This is a genomic window from Corynebacterium hindlerae (genome assembly GCF_014117265.1).
In the GTDB taxonomy this organism is placed as follows: Bacteria; Actinomycetota; Actinomycetes; order Mycobacteriales; family Mycobacteriaceae; genus Corynebacterium; species Corynebacterium hindlerae.
The window spans coordinates 1,150,199-1,168,303 of the sequence record NZ_CP059833.1; the positions used below are offsets into that span (position 1 = coordinate 1,150,199).

Annotated in this window: 18 protein-coding genes and 4 tRNA genes; 4 read left to right on the forward strand and 18 right to left on the reverse strand. The window is 54.7% G+C overall.

Translation table 11 applies throughout. The features are described from left to right. Positions 1-20: 20 nt before the first annotated feature. From rpoB to HW450_RS05620, 6 genes are all read right to left on the reverse strand, one after another. Positions 21-3,518 carry a DNA-directed RNA polymerase subunit beta gene (rpoB, locus tag HW450_RS05595; protein WP_182386996.1) on the reverse strand — a complete coding sequence of 1,166 codons (3,498 nt, stop codon included), beginning with the start codon at positions 3,516-3,518 and terminating at the stop codon, positions 21-23. 297 nt (positions 3,519-3,815) lie between these two features. After that, complete coding sequence (locus HW450_RS05600; protein WP_182386997.1) at positions 3,816-4,754, reverse strand: DUF3068 domain-containing protein; 939 nt, start codon at positions 4,752-4,754, stop codon at positions 3,816-3,818. Positions 4,755-4,757: 3 nt separating this feature from the next. Beyond that, a complete protein-coding gene (locus tag HW450_RS05605; RefSeq protein ID WP_182386998.1) occupies positions 4,758-6,239 on the reverse strand; it encodes a phytoene desaturase family protein in 1,482 nt (493 codons plus the stop codon). Then, a complete protein-coding gene (locus tag HW450_RS05610; RefSeq protein WP_407926280.1) occupies positions 6,232-6,654 on the reverse strand; it encodes an RDD family protein in 423 nt (140 codons plus the stop codon). The genes HW450_RS05605 and HW450_RS05610 overlap by 8 nt, the downstream gene beginning before the upstream one ends. Continuing rightward, positions 6,651-7,670 (reverse strand): serine hydrolase domain-containing protein, encoded by a 1,020-nt coding sequence (locus HW450_RS05615; RefSeq protein ID WP_182387000.1) that lies wholly within the window; start codon positions 7,668-7,670, stop codon positions 6,651-6,653. The genes HW450_RS05610 and HW450_RS05615 overlap by 4 nt, the downstream gene beginning before the upstream one ends. Before the next feature lies 1 nt (position 7,671). After that, positions 7,672-8,178, reverse strand: coding sequence for an ArsR/SmtB family transcription factor (locus HW450_RS05620; RefSeq protein ID WP_182387001.1), 507 nt, complete (start codon positions 8,176-8,178; stop codon positions 7,672-7,674). Positions 8,179-8,510: 332 nt separating this feature from the next. Here HW450_RS05620 and HW450_RS05625 point away from each other — a divergent pair, with 332 nt between their 5' ends. The 4 genes from HW450_RS05625 (at position 8,511) to HW450_RS05640 (ending at position 11,903) form a co-directional block, all read left to right on the forward strand. Further along, entirely contained in the window at positions 8,511-8,819 is a 309-nt protein-coding gene (locus HW450_RS05625; RefSeq protein WP_182387002.1) for a hypothetical protein, read from the forward strand. A gap of 189 nt (positions 8,820-9,008) precedes the next feature. Further along, complete coding sequence (locus tag HW450_RS05630; RefSeq protein WP_182387003.1) at positions 9,009-9,614, forward strand: DUF5819 family protein; 606 nt, start codon at positions 9,009-9,011, stop codon at positions 9,612-9,614. Then, positions 9,601-10,572, forward strand: coding sequence for an HTTM domain-containing protein (locus HW450_RS05635; protein WP_232843373.1), 972 nt, complete (start codon positions 9,601-9,603; stop codon positions 10,570-10,572). The genes HW450_RS05630 and HW450_RS05635 overlap by 14 nt, the downstream gene beginning before the upstream one ends. Beyond that, positions 10,569-11,903, forward strand: coding sequence for a S8 family serine peptidase (locus HW450_RS05640; protein ID WP_182387005.1), 1,335 nt, complete (start codon positions 10,569-10,571; stop codon positions 11,901-11,903). Before HW450_RS05635 ends, HW450_RS05640 begins: the two co-directional genes overlap by 4 nt. Before the next feature lie 95 nt (positions 11,904-11,998). Here the strand turns inward: HW450_RS05640 and rplL are convergent, their stop codons facing one another. The 12 genes from rplL to HW450_RS05700 form a co-directional block, all read right to left on the reverse strand. After that, positions 11,999-12,388, reverse strand: a complete 390-nt coding sequence (rplL, locus tag HW450_RS05645; RefSeq protein WP_182387006.1) for a 50S ribosomal protein L7/L12 — start codon at positions 12,386-12,388, stop codon at positions 11,999-12,001. Positions 12,389-12,464: 76 nt separating this feature from the next. After that, positions 12,465-12,983 carry a 50S ribosomal protein L10 gene (gene rplJ / locus HW450_RS05650; protein WP_182387007.1) on the reverse strand — a complete coding sequence of 173 codons (519 nt, stop codon included), beginning with the start codon at positions 12,981-12,983 and terminating at the stop codon, positions 12,465-12,467. 288 nt (positions 12,984-13,271) lie between these two features. Then, complete coding sequence (locus HW450_RS13235; protein WP_182387008.1) at positions 13,272-13,682, reverse strand: DUF2752 domain-containing protein; 411 nt, start codon at positions 13,680-13,682, stop codon at positions 13,272-13,274. A 6-nt stretch (positions 13,683-13,688) separates the two neighbouring features. Further along, positions 13,689-14,096, reverse strand: a complete 408-nt coding sequence (locus HW450_RS13090; protein ID WP_232843344.1) for a CD225/dispanin family protein — start codon at positions 14,094-14,096, stop codon at positions 13,689-13,691. 244 nt (positions 14,097-14,340) lie between these two features. Beyond that, on the reverse strand, positions 14,341-15,045 hold the full coding sequence (gene rplA / locus HW450_RS05665; RefSeq protein ID WP_182387009.1) for a 50S ribosomal protein L1: 705 nt from the start codon (positions 15,043-15,045) through the stop codon (positions 14,341-14,343). A gap of 94 nt (positions 15,046-15,139) precedes the next feature. Next, on the reverse strand, positions 15,140-15,574 hold the full coding sequence (rplK, locus tag HW450_RS05670; protein ID WP_182387010.1) for a 50S ribosomal protein L11: 435 nt from the start codon (positions 15,572-15,574) through the stop codon (positions 15,140-15,142). A 190-nt stretch (positions 15,575-15,764) separates the two neighbouring features. Further along, positions 15,765-16,565: a transcription termination/antitermination protein NusG gene (nusG, locus tag HW450_RS05675; protein WP_182387011.1), complete on the reverse strand. Its 801-nt coding sequence runs from the start codon at positions 16,563-16,565 to the stop codon at positions 15,765-15,767. 123 nt (positions 16,566-16,688) lie between these two features. Further along, the gene (secE, locus tag HW450_RS05680) at positions 16,689-17,018 is read right to left on the reverse strand and encodes a preprotein translocase subunit SecE (RefSeq protein WP_182387012.1); all 330 of its coding nucleotides are present in this window, start codon (positions 17,016-17,018) and stop codon (positions 16,689-16,691) included. A 37-nt stretch (positions 17,019-17,055) separates the two neighbouring features. Further along, positions 17,056-17,128, reverse strand: a tRNA-Trp gene (locus tag HW450_RS05685). Positions 17,129-17,284: 156 nt separating this feature from the next. Next, a tRNA-Met gene (locus HW450_RS05690) sits at positions 17,285-17,356 on the reverse strand. Between the two features lie 37 nt (positions 17,357-17,393). After that, positions 17,394-17,466 (reverse strand) — tRNA-Thr (locus HW450_RS05695). A 523-nt stretch (positions 17,467-17,989) separates the two neighbouring features. Beyond that, positions 17,990-18,071: transfer RNA gene (locus HW450_RS05700), tRNA-Tyr, on the reverse strand. Positions 18,072-18,105 lie beyond the last annotated feature (34 nt).

The following is an 18,105-nucleotide window of genomic DNA, read 5'->3' on the forward strand; positions in this document are numbered from 1 at the left end:
TAAGCTGCTAAGACCGTGAGTTACGCGATGTCGTCGGTACGTTCGTCGCGAGACAGGTTGATGCCGAGGGAGGCGCCAGCCTGGTCAAACTCGTCGTCGTCAGAGGTGCCGAGCTCCATCGGGGTGCCGTCAGCGGAGAGAACCTCCACGTTCAGGCACAAGGACTGGAGCTCCTTGAGCAGAACCTTGAAGGACTCAGGGATACCAGGATCCGGGATGTTTTCGCCCTTCACGATGGCTTCGTAGACCTTCACACGGCCAACCACGTCGTCAGACTTGATGGTCAGCAATTCCTGCAGGGTGTAGGCCGCGCCGTACGCCTGCATTGCCCACACTTCCATTTCCCCGAAGCGCTGGCCACCGAACTGGGCCTTACCGCCGAGTGGCTGCTGGGTAATCATGGAGTAAGGGCCGGTGGAACGAGCGTGGATCTTCTCATCAACCAAGTGGTGCAGCTTCAGGATGTACATGTAGCCGACAGACACTGGGTATGGGAATGGTTCACCGGAACGGCCGTCGAACAGCTGCGCCTTGCCATTTTCATCCACCATGACGTCGCCGTCGCGGTTTGGCAGTGAGTTAGCCAGCAGACCAGCAAGTTCTTCGTTGGTTGCGCCGTCGAACACCGGGGTGGCGGTCAGGGAACCGGCTGGAACGTCGTAGAGCTCCTCTGGGAGGGTCTCCAGCAGCTTTGCGTTCTTGACGTCTTCCGGATCAATGTGCCAACCAGCAGCGGCAAGCCAACCGAGGTGAACTTCCAGCACCTGGCCGATGTTCATACGGCGAGGCACACCGTGGGTGTTCAGGATGATGTCCACTGGGGTGCCGTCTGGCATAAATGGCATATCTTCCTGAGGCAGGATCTTGCCCACGACACCTTTGTTGCCGTGGCGGCCAGCGAGCTTGTCGCCGTCCTGGATCTTACGCTTCTGAGCCACGTACACGCGGATCATCTCGTTGACACCAGGGGCGAGGTCGTCGTCGTCCTCGCGAGAGAAGCGGCGGACGCCGATGACCTTACCGGTCTCACCGTGCGGCACCTTCATGGAGGTGTCACGAACTTCGCGGGCCTTCTCACCGAAGATGGCGCGCAGGAGGCGCTCTTCTGGGGTCAGCTCGGTCTCACCCTTCGGGGTGACCTTACCCACCAGGATGTCGCCGTCACGGACGTCTGCACCGATGCGGACGATACCGCGCTCGTCGAGGTCCTTCAGAACATCTTCAGAGACGTTCGGGATTTCACGGGTGATCTCTTCGGCACCGAGCTTGGTGTCGCGAGCATCGATCTCGTGTTCCTCGATGTGGATGGAGGTCAGGATATCCTCTTCCACCAGGCGCTGGTTCAGGATGATGGCGTCCTCATAGTTGTGGCCTTCCCATGGCATGAATGCCACGAGCAGGTTACGACCGAGGGCCATTTCACCGTTAGCGGTACCTGGGCCGTCGGCAAGCACCTGGCCAGCCTCGACGCGGTCGCCGATATTGACCAGTGGCTTTTGGTTGTAAGAAGTGCCCTGGTTGGTGCGCTGGAACTTGCGCAGCATGTAGGTATCGCGGATGCCATCATCACCCATGATGGTGATGAAGTCAGCAGCGAGGTTCTCCACAATGCCGGCCTTCTTGGAAATCACCAGGTCACCGGCGTCGTAAGCAGCGCGCTTTTCCATGCCGGTGCCTACGAATGGAGCCTCGGAGCGTACCAGCGGCACGGCCTGACGCTGCATGTTCGCGCCCATGAGGGCACGGTTTGCGTCGTCGTGCTCGAGGAATGGAATCATGGCGGTTGCCACGGACACCATTTGGCGTGGGGAGACGTCCATGTAGTCAATGGTCTTGGAGTCAACGACCTCAATGTCGCCGTTCTTCAGACGCACCACTACGGTGTCATCAACGATCTTGCCGGACTCGTCCACGTCGATGGAAGCCTGCGCAATGACGTAACGGTCTTCCTCGTCAGCGGTCAGGTACTCGATCTGGTCAGTGAGCATACCGTTTTCCACCTTGCGGTACGGAGTCTCAATGAAGCCGAAGGAATTGACCTTAGCGTAGGACGACAGGGATCCGATCAGACCAATGTTCGGGCCTTCCGGAGTCTCAATTGGGCACATACGGCCGTAGTGAGATGGGTGAACGTCGCGGACCTCAATGCCGGCGCGCTCACGGGACAGGCCACCAGGGCCCAGTGCGGACAGACGACGCTTGTGGGTCAGGCCCGACAGCGAGTTGTTCTGGTCCATGAACTGGGACAGCTGAGAAGTTCCGAAGAATTCACGAATCGCCGCAGACACTGGGCGAACGTTGATCAGGGAGGTCGGCGTGATGGACTCTGCGTCCTGAGTGGTCATGCGCTCACGCACGACACGTTCCATACGGGACAGGCCAACGCGGACCTGGTTCTGGATCAGCTCGCCGACAGTGCGCAGACGACGGTTACCGAAGTGGTCAATGTCGTCCACCTCAACTGGGATGATCTCGCCGGTTGGGGAGGTCATCGAGGTTTCACCAGCGTGCAGGCGCACCAGGTATTCGATGGTGGTAGCGATGTCTTCTTCGGTCAGGGTCATCAAGCCATCGTGGTCACCACCGAGGCCGAGCTTACGGTTGACCTTGTAACGGCCGACCTTAGCCAGGTCGTAGCGCTTTGCACGGAAGAAGGAATTGTCCAGGAGGGACTGTGCAAGATCGCGGGTAGGCTGCTCGCCTGGGCGCTGTTTGCGGTAGATCTCGAGGAGGGCCTCGTCGGTGTTGGATACACCGTCGGACTCGAGGGTTGCCATCATGATCTCGGAGAAGCCGAAGCGTTCCTTGATCTGCTCGGTGGTCCAGCCGAAAGCCTTCAGCAGGACGGTCACCGGCTGGCGACGCTTGCGGTCAATACGGACACCAACGGTGTCGCGCTTATCGACGTCAAACTCCAACCACGCGCCACGAGAAGGAATAACCTTCACAGCGTGCAGCGGACGCTCGGTGGACTTGTCGATCGACTGATCGAAGTACACACCTGGGGAGCGAACCAGCTGGGAGACAACGACACGCTCGGTGCCGTTCACGATGAAGGTACCCTTGTCCGTCATCATCGGGAAGTCGCCAATGAAGACCGTCTGCGACTTAATTTCGCCGGTCTCATTGTTTACGAACTCCGCGGTGACGTACAACGGTGCAGAGTAGTTGATGTCCTTGTCCTTGGACTCATCAATAGAGTGCTTCACTTCTTCGAAGCGAGGCTCGGACAGAGAAAGGGACATGTTTCCGGAGTAGTCCTGGATTGGGGACAACTCTTCCAAAATATCTTCGAGGCCACTGGTAACCCTCTGGCCTTCGCCGACTTCTTCCTGCATGCGGGCACGCCACTCCGGCGTGCCGATCAGCCATGCGAAAGATTCGAGCTGAAGATCCAGAAGCCCAGGGACCTCGATTGGCTCCGTTACCTTAGCGAACGAGTATCGCTTCGGAGCTCCGGGGATTTCGGCCATAGACTTGGTCTGGCGGGAGACTGCCAAGATGCGTCCTTCCAGCACCTCACGTGGTCACCACCCCCTAAAGTGGGTAAAGGGTGGCAATCACTTACTTTGAGCATTCGGTCTGCTGAGGAAACCGCACCAGTTATGCCACTGGACATTACATCCAGATAGCACGGAATGACCTTGTCAAATCGGTTTTTTCATTCCGATAGCCAAGGTCTTTCAGAAAAAACTGGCGACAGATTCCAGTGCAACGAAACAGCCTATATCAGATAGGCCTGGAAGTAAAGCGTTTGCTTACGCATGCATTGCGGGAACTCTAACACAGTAGTGCGCCCAGGACAGCCGACACGCCTAACGTTTCCGACCAATCACGCCGAACACTCCCAACAACCCCAGCAGAGTTAAGCCGATACCCACTCCCGCTGCGACTCGATTCAAGATCCTGATGACCGAGCCGTCATTGATACTTTCGGCTTGAGCAAGCATCTCATTACGCGAGGCTTCAGCCATCCGGCCGTCGAAAAGCAGCACCTGCTCCTTCTTTTCCCCTTCTCGCGTGCCGTAGAAATCATCCACCTTTTCATGGATGTCCACTACCAGCCCCGACTTCTGGTCCACGTAGAAGTCGCGGGTGCCGGAGTGGAAGAGGTACCCCAGCTCCCCTTCCTCCAACTGGGTGGTATTAAACGGGCCGGCATAATTCATCGCCACGTTTGTCGGCTCGATGTCCTGCCGGTAACGGTAGACCCTGCGTCCCTGGGTTTCCATCTCCTCTTGGAAGGTCGCCGGCACGGCCTTGCGCAACGTCACATCAAATACCTGGTAGGTCTGCTGCGCTGAATTGACGGGGAACTTCACCCACAGCGCATCAATGGGCACCTGGCGGGTGGCGCTGGCAGGCTGATCCGCGAGCGTCGCAGGGGTCAAGGCCTGGCCGGTGTAGCGATCCAGGCGGTAGCTCCAGACGGTGGCGTCAATAAGTCGATCAAGCTCGTCCTGGTTACTGCCCCGCATCGTGGTGACACCCAACCGTGTGGTCACGGAATTAGCATCCACCGGGTCCATGAATTCAGCATGATACTGGCGGGTGACCGGTACAGTCACCACTTTCCCCTGCTGTCGCACCAGCGTCTGAGCTTGCTCGTCTTGCAGCGTGACGGTAGTGTTCCGCAGGTCCAGTGGCATCCGACCATCAAAATGGAGGAACTGCGGTGCCAGAAATCCCCACACCAGCAACATGACACCGAGGCCAACTGTCAGCGCGGAAAAGATTCGGGACTTAGGAAGCATGGCCTATACAATACCTGGCACGAATGACTTCTCCGCCTTAGCAACAAGCTGCAGCACACGACGTGCCGCATGGTAGCCAGCCATGCCATGTACACCAGCCCCTGGAGGAACCGAGCCACTGGCCATAACAACTGGCACATCATTTGCATAACCAATCACATATGGATCGCGAGTAACCCTAGGCCGAAACAACGCCTGCGCACCGCTCATCGCACCGCCTCCTATATCTCCACCAACAAGGTTTTCATTTCCTCGCTCCAAGTCCTTAGGGCTGCACAGATGATAGTTCACTATCGACGACCGAAAACCTGGAGCAAATCTTTCGATTTGGAGAATGATTTTTTCCATCACCTCGCCTATATAGACTTCCCGATACCCATGCGGGACATGCGCATATGTCCACAGCACCTGACGGCCTTGACTAGCTCGAGACGGATCGGCGACCTGCTGCTGACAAACCATTACAAAAGGACGCGCAGGCATCACTCCCTTGTGCACTAGCTCTTCTGCTGCTTGAATGTCCGCCATCGTGCCGCAGACATGAACAGTTCCAGCTTCCTTAACCTTTGGGTCCAACCACGGCACAGGACGATCGAGCAAGAAGTCCACCTTGTACACGCCAGGTCCGGGCACCCATCTATCAAGTGCCCGATATACCCGCGGACTCATATCAACCCCACTAAATCTAAGCGCTTGTGGCACAGCGACATTGAGTACAATCGCGTCTCGCCGTCCTAGCTCTCGGAGATCGCGAATGCACGCGCCGGTATGCAGTATTCCGCCATGTTCTTCCAAGACAGCTAGAAGCGCTCGAATAACCGACTGGCTGCCACCAGCAGCAACCGGCCAACCACGAGTCATACCGAGAGCGCTGAACAAGAGACCGAAAGCGCTGGTAAAAGGATGAGACGGTGGACAAATGGCATGGGCTGCTGACCCTGCAAGCAATGCCCTGGCTTCTTCGCTTACAAATGCTCGCGAGGCGAGTGTTCGGGCCGACAATAAGCCGACTGGACCGAAAATTGCCATTTTGATCGGATGTCTGGGGACTCTCAGCATTGGGCTGAGGAAGTCCTCCAGATAATCATCGATGTGCAGGCATAGCTGTTCATGCAGCCGCCGCCAGCGCACTCCGTCCCGCGTATTCTCAGCAAACTGATTCGCCGTTGCGTCAAGACTCGAATACAACACCGCAGCAGGGCCATCATCCATTGGGTGAGCCATTGGATGAGTTGCGTGAAGCCAACGCAGTCCGTATCGCTCGAGCTCCAAGTTAGAGAAAACTGGGCTCGCCACTCCAAACGGATGACCGGCCGCCCCGAGATCAACGATGGTGCCACTACCAAAAACCTGGCGCGACGAGCGAGCCGCTCCACCAGGCTCACTATTGGCCTCGTAAACTTCGACTTCCACGCCCGCTTTAGCTAGTAAAGCGGCAGCAGTCAATCCGTTTGGACCTGCCCCTACTACGGCCACCCTAACCATTGCCTACCCCCTTCACTGTCGCGGTTTCTGTAAAGACATCATGAACCCCTCGGCTCAAGGAATCACGATGCACTGTCACCAGAAGGAATGACACAACAAGCAACTCCAACACCCCACCTATCACCGGCACTACTCCACACAGCATCCATGCGTTACGCGTAAAGCTAGCCCACAAGCTCGGGCGCCCACCAGTCCGGCTGACGACTGAAAGGCCACAAAGATACTTGCCCGGAGTTTTCCCCCAAAGTGCCTGCATCACCGCAATGGCGACATAGATAGCCACGGTGACCACAACAAGGTCGCGACCGCGGAATGATGCTCCCCTAAACAGGGTAGTAACGGCGCACACCCCTGCAAATAGGAAGTAGTCGATAGTGGTTGCCATACCTCGCTTCCAAATCAACCAAGGAATCATGGACTAGTACCCCTCAGAATTTTAAACAAGGTGACCGCATCCTCCAGTACAGATTCCGAGCGGTTCGATACAATCAACAGTGCTTGCTCACGGCCCGGGGACACTACCAACGCGGAGGCAAAGCCAAAGGATTCTCCGTCGTGCACAAGGACCTCTCCGTCTTCTTTCTCTAGCCAGCTATTTGGAGAAATTCCCACCCTGCAGAGATATTGGGCGTACTTCGCTAAATCTTGAGGAGTTGAACGAAGCCCGGCAGCAGGTAAGAATCCCGACATTTCCCAAGGCGCAGCCTCGTATCCCGCGCTGTTATATCCGCGCGGGGCAGAGGCAGACACACTCCCTTCTTCCATGAGGAAAGTTTTGTCCATTTTCAGCGGTCCTAGAATCTCTAAGTGCAGTGCTTCTGCAAAGGACTCACCTCTGTTTTCTGCCAAGAGGTTTCCCAGTAGCGCATAACCCAGATTGGAGTACCGATACTTCCCTCGCCCCTTCAGCACTGATCCACCAGCGATCTCATACACCCGTTCGACTGAAATCCCCTGATATGGGTTTCTCCCGATCAAGGCCTTAGCCGTCGGCCAGACACCCAAGTTGCCTAATCGAGGAAGACCACTAGTATGGTTTGCTAGCTCAGCCAATGTCACTGAACCTATCTCAGAATCAGCAAACCGATGAGGAGAGATATCAAACACAGTCGTTCGCTCTGAAACCCTTCCGCTGGCAAGCTCAATTCGGAAGAGATCGGCAGTGAAAGTCTTTGTGAGTGATGCGATTTCGTACTCAGATTCAGGATTGGCCCCGAAACCTGCGAAATGTACTACTCCGTTATCCAGATACATCACTGAAACCTCTGAGTGCCTACCCTCCAGCAATTGCCGGGCTTTTTCTGCAAGCTCCTCGTCTCCTTGCGAACTGCGCATAGCTTTCGGGTGCGGAGGGGTACCGATGAAGGACAGCACGATCAAGAAGACAATGGCCATGGTAGAGACGGCTTTCTTGACAGCAAGACGTGTCATATCAATGCTCCTCGGCAGCGGCAACAAGAACCAACAATGGCACAATTCGGCTGGCCGGAATGGAATATCGCCCGTCACTATCCTTAGCCACCCACCCACCGGACTGCATTTCGCCCAAATGATGATAAGCCTTACCTGTTGAAGTCACAATGCCCTGTTCCACGAGCTCAAGCACCGTGCACGGCTGTCCCAGCAACTTAGCCAGAATCGTGTGACGCACTGGATGGGCCAGCGCTGCTAAGCGATTCAAACTTCGATCCCATGCTTCATCGCAGAGGAAATGTACAGTACGTTGCCATTGATAATTGAGCGGGGAACCGTCCAAAGCCACATTGCCAGAAAAGCTGACTGATCCTAACAACCCATTGGACGCCACATGCTCGGCTTCCATGTTGGTTCCAGGAAAAACCACTTGCAATCGCTCACTCCGTTCGAGACTTTCCACTCTTCCTTCTAAGCGAGCGAGCCTGCTAGCGAGGTCAGAAACATTGATAAACTGATTTTCCATAATTCCACAATACTAAAATGCACTAATCGGTCAAACGTAGGCCCGGTCAAGCTTTTGGAAATTCACCCCCAACACCTGCCCCCATCGCAGTCATTTTTAAAAGGTTGCAACTTTCCACAATATCAGAACTTCTAACCTGAAAATTAATAAATATGCTAACCCAGCCTGCCCTTTATGCCATTCTTATTTTTCAAAACATTGACATGCAAATAGATTTCACCTTTAAGGTATTTTCATTCACGTCGTTGCAAAACTATATCCTCTCTCTAATATTTACACCTGGGTCACCGAGTGACCCGCAATGTATCCCACTCGCATCTCAGGAGAACACCATGAAAAATTGTCTTCGCAACACCGTAATCACTCTCGCAACGGTCACCATCATCGCTTCCAGCACGACCGCTGCCATGGCACAAGACTCCGCACCAGCGCGAGCAGAAGTTCCTGTCGTTGCCGTCCAAGATCAATCAACCGCTTTTGATGCAGCGATGACGGATGCTGCGACCGCTGAAGACACCGCAGAAGACATGGCCACCGGCCAGTGGCCAGCATTGGTAACCAAGGGTGCAAAGTGGGCCGGAAAACAGCTGGCGAAGGGCGCACTGACCGAAGCAGGCAAGAAACTGATCGGAATCTGGTAAGCCGGTCTGATCAGTCTTTTCCTAACAAATTGCCGAACCTAGAGTTTTCTCTAGTCGGCACTTTGTTCCCTCCAATTGTCGATTTGAAACCACTTAGATAAAGAGATGCCGACACCCACTTACTCCAGGCTTCGGCGCGGAGTGACGTTGATGGGAGTAGCCTCCACTGTCACTTTCGCGTTGCTAACCGTGACCTACAATCTTCCAGACAGCCACATGCGCAACCAACTAATTACCGTGGACAACATCATCGATCCTGTATTCACGCAGCGATGGACGCTGTTTGCACCAGATGCCCCTGTAAGCGATGTCGGTATCCTCGCAAAATACGAATCGGAAGACGAGCAGAAGGAATTCACTAACCTTACAAGTCCAGAGATCGCTCAAAGCCGCGAAGGAATCATCCCTAGGAAGTCCACCCGAGAAATGAATTCTCTCGCGCAGTCATACATATCCAGCGAGGAGACCGTACTCAGCAAAACTTCAAATGCAACGGTACCGCCATTCGCCTTCCTCGCCACCAATGAACAAGTCACACAGGTGTCCGAAGAAATCAAGGAAAGTCATCCTCTTCTCGTGGAATCGCTTGCCAAGGACAATGAACGCCTCGCCCTCGCCGCTCTGGAAAGACTTGGAGGAAACGAACTTAAGAAGCGCTGTCACGAAGATGGCGGGACCATCACTATTCGTTTAGTCGCCGTGCCCATTCCTGGCCTTGATAACCAGCGCGAGAAACCGGGGATTCGCACTTTAAAGCCGCTAACATGTGGGGTTGATTTCGATGCAATTAAGTAACCTCATAACGACTCTTGAACATACCAAGCTTTACCCTAGCCATGGCATGGCCATGGTCAGAATCGGTTTCGGTATTGCCATCCTCTTATCAATAGTTCCCGACATCCCGGCGTGGAATTCCGTCTGGGGTGCAGAACGGAGTTTCCTTCCGGCATCGGCAACCCCGTCGTCAGTGAGCTACGACTGGCACTCGCTTCTGCTTGTCGGTGCCTGCACATTGACCGCACTTACCATGTCGCTGGGATTTCTCACCCGCCTGAGTACCCTCGGCACTCTCATCACTTATCGCTCTCTGTGCAATAGTAACCCGCTTTTGACAGATGGTGGCGACAATCTCCTTCATATTGCCTTGATCTTTCTCATCTTCACGAATGCATCAGACGTGTGGAGTTTCGACGCTCGCTTTCACCTCCGTCCCCCATTCTCGCTATCAACACAATCCTGGTACCTGCCGATCGCAAATTGCGCCTGGATGCTCTTCGTCTTTCAGGTGTGTGTCGTCTATACCATCGCCGGCTTGGCCAAAGTAGCTGGTGACACGTGGCTTGCAGGAGAAGGCGTTAGCCGTAGTCTCACCTCAATTCAATTTCAGAACTTACCGTGGCTAAGCAATTTCATGCTCAGTTTCGAATGGGTTTTGATCCCTGCGTCATTCCTCACGGTGTTTATGCAGATTTACTTCCCATTCCTCGTACTCAACAAATGGAGTCGGATACCAACACTTATCATGTTCTTCCTATTCCATGCCTCAATTGGTATCGTCATGGGGTTGGTTAGTTTTGCCATCGTCATGATATCTGCAGAGATGGCCTTCGTCCGAGATAGCTCGGTACTTCGAGCCAGAAAATTCCCACACAGTCGGCACGTGGAAACACAAAAAGTCAAAAGCACACGTCCCGAAAAGCATTTGTCTCGAGTGGGTTGCGTTGGCATATTCCGAAACGAGATCGCCTCATGAAGAAGACAGCAATTCTTGCCACTGCAGTCGTGTACTCAACTTTTATTTCTCCGTCTCACGCGCAGGCACAAGCTGGATCAACACAAATGATCGTCCGCACATCTGACCTCGACGGGACTGTTTCTAGTCTCATCGAGACGACATGCTCGGAAGTTTCTACCCTTGACCTGGGACTCAGCATGTCGGTTCTGGACTGTGAGTTAAAGCCCGGAATGTCCGACGCAGAACTTGACTTGCATCTAAGCAATGATTCCAACGTGCGGTGGCATGAAAGAGACGAGGAGGCAATGGTCGTTGAAAAGCAGTATGCAACCCGCACCTTTTATCTTGGGCACCAACAGAGCGCAGCAGCGCAGACACCAAACTTGCATTGGAACATTGAGAGCTTTGGGTTTCCCGAAGCTTGGAAGCAGTCCAAGGGAGCTGGAGTGTCAATAGCAATACTTGATTCGGGAATCACCGCACATCCCGCACTTAACTCTGCTGCAGCACCAGGAGTGGATGTGATCGCTAAACCAGCCAACTCCCGCGACGGCGACGGACGAGACAACGATCCGACAGACCCGGGAAACTGGGCTGAAGTCGGCCAATGTGGCAATGACGAATTCATTCCCTCTACTTTTCACGGCACGATGGTAGCTGGTGCTATCGCCGATAGCGGCAGCAATCCGTTCGGTGTCATGGGTGCAGCACCTGAGGCTAGGATCGTGCCGGTGCGCGTAGCTGGCCCTTGTGGAGCCGCGGTCAGCGACATAATCTCCGGGATCTTATGGTCGGCAGGTTACGACGTCGAAGGTGTCGTTACCCGGGACACGCCGGTTGAGATTATCAACATCTCTTATGCGCTCCGCAAGGAATGCTCTCCCGGACTGCAAGAGGCAATCGATGCTGCTAGACAGAAAGGGGTAAGCGTTATCACGTCAGCTGGAAACTACGGCGAAGACGCAGCACTCTACAGTCCCGGCAACTGCCAAGGAGTCATCAACGTAGGCGCCACCAATCTCGAATTGAGACAAGCCAAAACCTCTAACGGTGGAGAAACTGTGGCCATTTACGGCCCAGGTGGCGACTATGCAGACGATGTTGCAGTTGCAACGACAGAAGGGCAACGAGAGCCCGAGCAGTTTTCTTACCGATACAGAGGGGGCACTTCCATTGCGGCACCGCATGTAGCCGGGGCATTGGCGCTTCTGAAGAGCCTCTACCCCGCCACTCCGAATGAAGTGCTGGAACAAGCACTTCTGAAATCAGCAACTGCCATTGCAGATACCAAGGTATTAAACGTCGGCAACGCTTTCACCATACTGTCGGACCTAGAATCCCCCAGTTGAAGTAGCTTGTCCTCTTAAAGCACGCCTAAAAAGCCACCTCATAGAAAACCCGCTCACCAAAACGGTGAGCGGGTTTGATGCTTGAGAAAGCGAGATTACTTGAGGGTAACCTTTGCGCCAGCCTCTTCGAGCTTAGCCTTAGCAGCCTCAGCGTCGTCCTTGTTAGCACCCTCGAGGATAGCCTTAGGTGCGCCCTCAACGAGCTCCTTAGCTTCCTTCAGGCCCAGGCCGGAAACGATCTCGCGAACAGCCTTAATAACGCCGATCTTCTTTGCGCCAGCGTCCTCGAGAACGACGTCGAACTCGTCCTTCTCTTCAGCAGCAGCGGCAGCGTCGCCACCTGCAGCACCTGCAGCAGCAACTGCAACTGGAGCAGCAGCGGTGACCTCGAAGACCTCTTCGAATTCCTTAACGAACTCAGAGAGCTCGATGAGGGTCATTTCCTTGAAAGCTTCAATGAGCTCGTCCTTGGTGAGCTTAGCCATGGTGGCAAGTCCTTTCGTTTGTGTGACTCTGGTGAGTCAGGGAAGTAAATGGTTTTGTTTTCCCGGCGGTGGGAAATTATTCGCCCTGCTTCTTTTCCTGCAGCGCAGCGCCGAGGCGTGCGACCTGGGAAGCAGGAGCGTTGAACAGGCCTGCAGCCTTTGCCAAGTTGCCCTTCATGGCGCCAGCCAGCTTTGCGAGAGTGGTCTCGCGGTTGTCCAGCTCGGCAATAGCGTCGACCTGAGCTGCGCTCAGAGCGTTGCCATCCATGTAGCCACCCTTGACCACGAATGCCTTGTTGTCGCCACCAAATTTCTTCAGTGCCTTAGCAGCATCTACAGCCTCGCCCTTGATGAAAGCAATAGCGGTAGGACCGGTAAGGAGATCATCAAGACCTTCAATGCCAGCTTCCTTAGCAGCCAGCTTGATCATGGTGTTCTTGGCGACGGAGTACTGGACATCAGAGCCCAGAGCACGACGCAGTACGGTGGTCTGTGCCACAGTCAGGCCACGGTACTCGGTCAGGACGATCGAGTTCGCAGCTGCGAACTTCTCCTTCAGCTCTGCCAGAGCAGCGGTGTTCTTTGCGTTTGCCATTACTTCGCCTCCTTCCTCATGTATATGTACGTTGTCCGCCGAGGTTTCTTGAACAAACAAAAAACCCCGTGCAAGAGCACAGGGAACAAACTCACATACTGTGAGGATGGACTCTAGTTACTCCTGCGTGGGCCGATCCCCTAGTGGGAATTCCTTCGACCTCTGAAGTGAGGTGACCAACGGTCTTCGGTGAAACTTGAGCTACGCCGTTTGGCACGGCGGTTCAAACTTCGCTAGGTACTCTAGCCGTTACCTAGCGGAAAACACAAATCGCCAGCCCAGTGGGTTTTACACCTGCAAACTGCGAAACGGTTCAAACGGCAGTACTCGGATCACAAACCACACGGCGATGAGCACCCCGACGACGACAGGTGCATGCTTCCATTGCAAAAAGTCAGGGATCTTCTTCCCACAAGTTTTTCCCAACCAAGCCACCCACGCCCAAATCAAGATAAGAACGAAGAGGAGCCCGAGGGCGTTGTAACGAAGCGCATCGCTAAAGCGTAATTGCGTGAGGCACTGAATCATTCGCATGGAGCCACACCCCGGACAGTTGATTCCCAGCAATGCCTTAGTCGGACACACTGGGATCACACCACCAGGGGTTTCTGGGTCTGCGACTGCGACAGCAACGCAGCCACAGACTGCCGTAGCACCAACGAAAAGCGGAGCAACCGGATGTGAAGTTAGCCGACTCACCTGAGACTAGACGGAGGAACCAAGGTCACCGAGTGAGTACTGCACGGCGATGCTGACGATGCCAACAATAATGCCGGCCACCACAGAGATGATTGCCCACAGCTTTGCCTTGTTTGCAGAATTGCGGGCGCCTTCCCTGTCGCCCATATCCCATTTGCTGTTGACCTGAGTAGCGAACACGATCGACGCGATACCGGTTGGTACACAGCACAAGACAGTGGCCAAGATCGCCCAAACAAGGTAGTTTTGAGGGCGTTCGTCCATCAGTGGCTGATCAGAGTAGCCGGAATTCGGGTAGCTACCAGCTGCGCTGTAAGCATCGCCCGAGTTCTGGCTGTAAGGGTTGTTGTTATTCCCCTGGCCATACTCGTTGCCAGAGTTGTTGTCCTGGAATGGGTTCTGCGGTGTAGTCACAATTTCTTCCTTACTAGTAGTTGAGACAGAATGTCAGATTATCAAGGCTCACCGTGTCGCGCTGAGAAACGATTTCACATCTCTGCGACCTTTGGCCAGTAATCCGCTCGTTTCTGCACGTCAACGGCGTGATAACAGATCGAATACAGTTTTTGTATCGAAAGTAAGATGCCTGCACCACGGAGATTGTTCCCGGGAAAGTAAAAAGTCCTCGCTTGGAGGCGAGGACTTTCAGAGATAGGGATTAACCTGCGTAGTTCTTCTGAACGCTGGTGTCCACTGGCAGGCCTGGGCCGGTGGTGGAAGACATGGTGATCTTCTTCAGGTAGACACCCTTGGCGGAGGATGGCTTGAGGCGCAGCAGCTCGTCGATGAGCGCGCCGTAGTTCTCAGCCAGCTTCTCAGCGTCGAAGGAAGCCTTACCGATCAGTGCGTGCAGGTTGGAAGCCTTGTCCACGCGGAAGGAGATCTTGCCGCCCTTGACCTCTTCGATTGCCTTAGCAACGTCGGTGGTCACGGTACCGGTCTTAGGGTTAGGCATGAGACCACGTGGGCCCAGGACGCGGGCAACGCGACCAACCTTGGCCATCTGGTCTGGGGTTGCGATAGCAACGTCGAACTCGATGGTGCCAGCGGTGATCTGCTCGATCAGCTCGGTGGTGCCAACGATGTCTGCGCCTGCTGCTTCAGCCTCGGTTGCCTTCTCGCCCTCAGCGAAGACTGCAACGCGGACGGTCTTACCGGTGCCGTGTGGCAGGTTAACGGTGCCGCGAACGAGCTGGTCAGCCTTACGTGGGTCAACGCCCAGGCGGATGGCAACGTCGACGGATGCGTCGAAGTTCTTGGAGGAGGTCTCCTTGACCAGCTTTGCAGCCTCGAGTGGGGAGTAGATGCGGCCGGCGTCGATCAGCTCAGCAGCAGCCTTGTATGCCTTAGAGTTCTTGCTCATTGTGAAAAATCCTTAACTGATTTGTGTGGTGTGTGCGGGCCGGAGCTGGCCCTGCCACAGGAATGACGCCCTATGGGCGTCGTTAAGCGAGTGCTTATTCGCCCTCGACGACGATGCCCATGGAGCGGGCGGTGCCGGCGATGATGCGTGCGCCTGCCTCGACGTCGTTAGCGTTGAGGTCTTCCTTCTTGGTAGTGGCGATCTCGCGGCACTGATCCATGGTCACGGTGCCGACCTTCTGGGTGTGAGGAACGCCGGAACCCTTCTGCAGGCCAGCAGCCTTGAGCAGCAGCTTCGCAGCAGGTGGGGTCTTCAGCTTGAAGGTGAAGGAGCGGTCTTCGTAGACGGTGATCTCAACTGGGACCACGTTACCGCGCTGGTTTTCAGTCGCAGCGTTGTAAGCCTTGCAGAATTCCATGATGTTGACGCCGTGAGCACCGAGTGCTGGGCCAACTGGTGGTGCAGGGTTAGCCTGACCAGCCTGAATCTGCAGCTTGATGAGGCCGGAGACCTTCTTCTTAGGAGCCATCGATTAAACCTTCTTTCCGTGGTACCGCCTATTTCGCCATCGATGTTGTTCGAAATAGACGTCCGGATGCCCACATGCGTGAGCCACCGGGGATGATTATGGGCGCGAAAAGTTTTACGCGCGATGCTCTACCATACGGCAAAGCCCGCCGCAGCACCAAATTGCTGTAGCGGGCTTACCGACGCCGTAGTTAGGAGATCTTTTCCACCTGATCGAACGTGAGCTCCACTGGGGTCTCGCGACCGAAGATAGATACCAGAGCCTGCAGCTTGCCGTTTTCTGCATCGATCTCGGAGATCGTGGCCGACACGGATGCAAGCGCACCTGTGAGGATGGTGACAGCCTCGCCGACCTGGAAGTCCACCTGAGGCGCCTTAGCCCCTTCAGATACTGGCTGGGCGATAACCTTCTCGCCGTCAGCGGTGGTCTGCTCCACGTCGCCCTCCGCAGGTGCGGTCTGTGGCATGAGGAACTTAGCGACGTCGCGGTGCTTCACTGGGGTCGCGTTGCCTTCGTTGCCGACGAAGGACGTGACGCCTGGGGTATCGCGAACGACAGACCAGGAGCGATCGTTAACTTCCATGCGCACGAGGACGTAACCCGGCAGCAGCTTACGCTTGACCAGTTTCTTCTTGCCGTCACGAATCTCAGTTACTTCTTCGATAGGCACAACCACATCGAAGATCGAGTCTTCCGCTTCAAGGGTCTGGGCGCGCATGTCCAGGTTGGCCTTCACCTTGTTTTCGTACCCCGAGTAGCACTGGATGATGTACCACTGGCCGGGTAGCTTTTTCAGCTCACGGATGTAGGCACGAAGGCGGGTTTTGTATTCGGCGAGAGCAGCATCTTCCGCAGTTGCCTCAGTATCACCGAGAGCTTCAGCAACCTGCGCCAGCTCAGCATCACTTGCTTGCTCTTTCGCGTCAGCAGCCTCGGCGGCATCAGTCAGATCGGTATCGAGATCCGTCTCAGGCGTAAATTCGTCGCTCATTGTGCACTTTCTTGCTTGAGGGTTAAGCCAGTTGTTAGCCATCCTACCCGGAAGGCATGGGCAATAAATTATCCCGCCGTACCCTTGGGGTACTCGGCGGGATTATCTGGGTGTTTAGTTTAACTATCCGGCGAGGATTTTTTCAACTCCGAGACCAGCAAGGAAATCCACTCCGGATACCAGTGCAGTCACAAGAATGAGGAAGAGGAAAACCACGATGGTGTAGGTGACCATTTGCTTGCCAGTGGGCCAAATAACTTTCTTCAGCTCCGAGCCAACCTCGGGGAAGAAAGTGGCAACGCCACCACCAACTTGATCTTCACCAGCGCTCTTAGCGGAAGCTTTCTTAGCTGCGATCTGTGCGGAAGAGGTGGTAGAAACTCCAGTGACCTGACGCTTACCAGCAGGGCGAGCAGCAGCCGCCGCATTTCCTGGTTGACGATCTTCAGACACCTAAGCTCCTTGGATTTTACTGATGAAGGTTTCCTTGCAGGGGCGACAGGAATCGAACCTGCAACCTACGGTTTTGGAGACCGTTGCTCTGCCAATTGAGCTACGCCCCTTCATGCACCACTCGCAACGAGCGATACGGAACCACTCTAGCTGAAACTGACCTAAATTCAAATAAGGCCAGCCACCAAGGTGACTTTCAATATCGAAGCAACTGTGCAAAGAGTCCTCACACTCTCGCGTAAGGACCCCGCACACATGTGCTTCGGTAGCGATGGCGAGAATTGAACTCGCGACACAACGATTATGAGTCGTTTGCTCTACCACTGAGCTACACCGCCACGTTCATTAATCAGCACAGGACTGAAAAAAGAACAGAGCCCCCTGACAGAATCGAACTGTCGACCTTTTCCTTACCATGGAAACGCTCTGCCGACTGAGCTAAGGGGGCACAGCTTCTCTTGTGCCTGGCAGTTTTACCTGCCCGCTCCGTTGAAGCCTTCAAAAGAATAACCGGATAACACTGCAATAAACAAATCGCGTGGTGAGAGGCTATTTTTTAAGTGACAATGCACCAGATTAACAGCCATGTCGAGTTGGTTGCGGGACGTCTAACTTCCATTTTTACTGCTGCCCCTCCTTAGGAGTGCACACCAAACAAATCTGCCCCATGCTACGAAAAATCCCCCTACCACCACCTAGCATTATGCAGTAGCAGAGTGCCTAACACGGGGCAGATATTAACCCGGTAACCACACCCCTCCTTAGGAGTGCACACCAAACAAATCTGCCCCATGCTACGAAAAATCCCCCTACCACCACCTGGCATTATGCAGTAGCAGATCACCTAACATGGGGCAGATAATGAGGCGGGTACAAAAGGAGCAAAACATGCACCTGGAGGGGCGCTTAACCCTTACCAATCAACCAAAAACCCGCCTTCCTAGAAAATCTAGAAAGGCGGGTTGTGGTTGTGCCAGATGATGGATTCGAACCAACGTAGGCAATGCCGACGGATTTACAATCCGCTCCCTTTGGCCGCTCGGGCAATCTGGCTCGCACTCAAGGTGCGTTACACACTCTACTACGA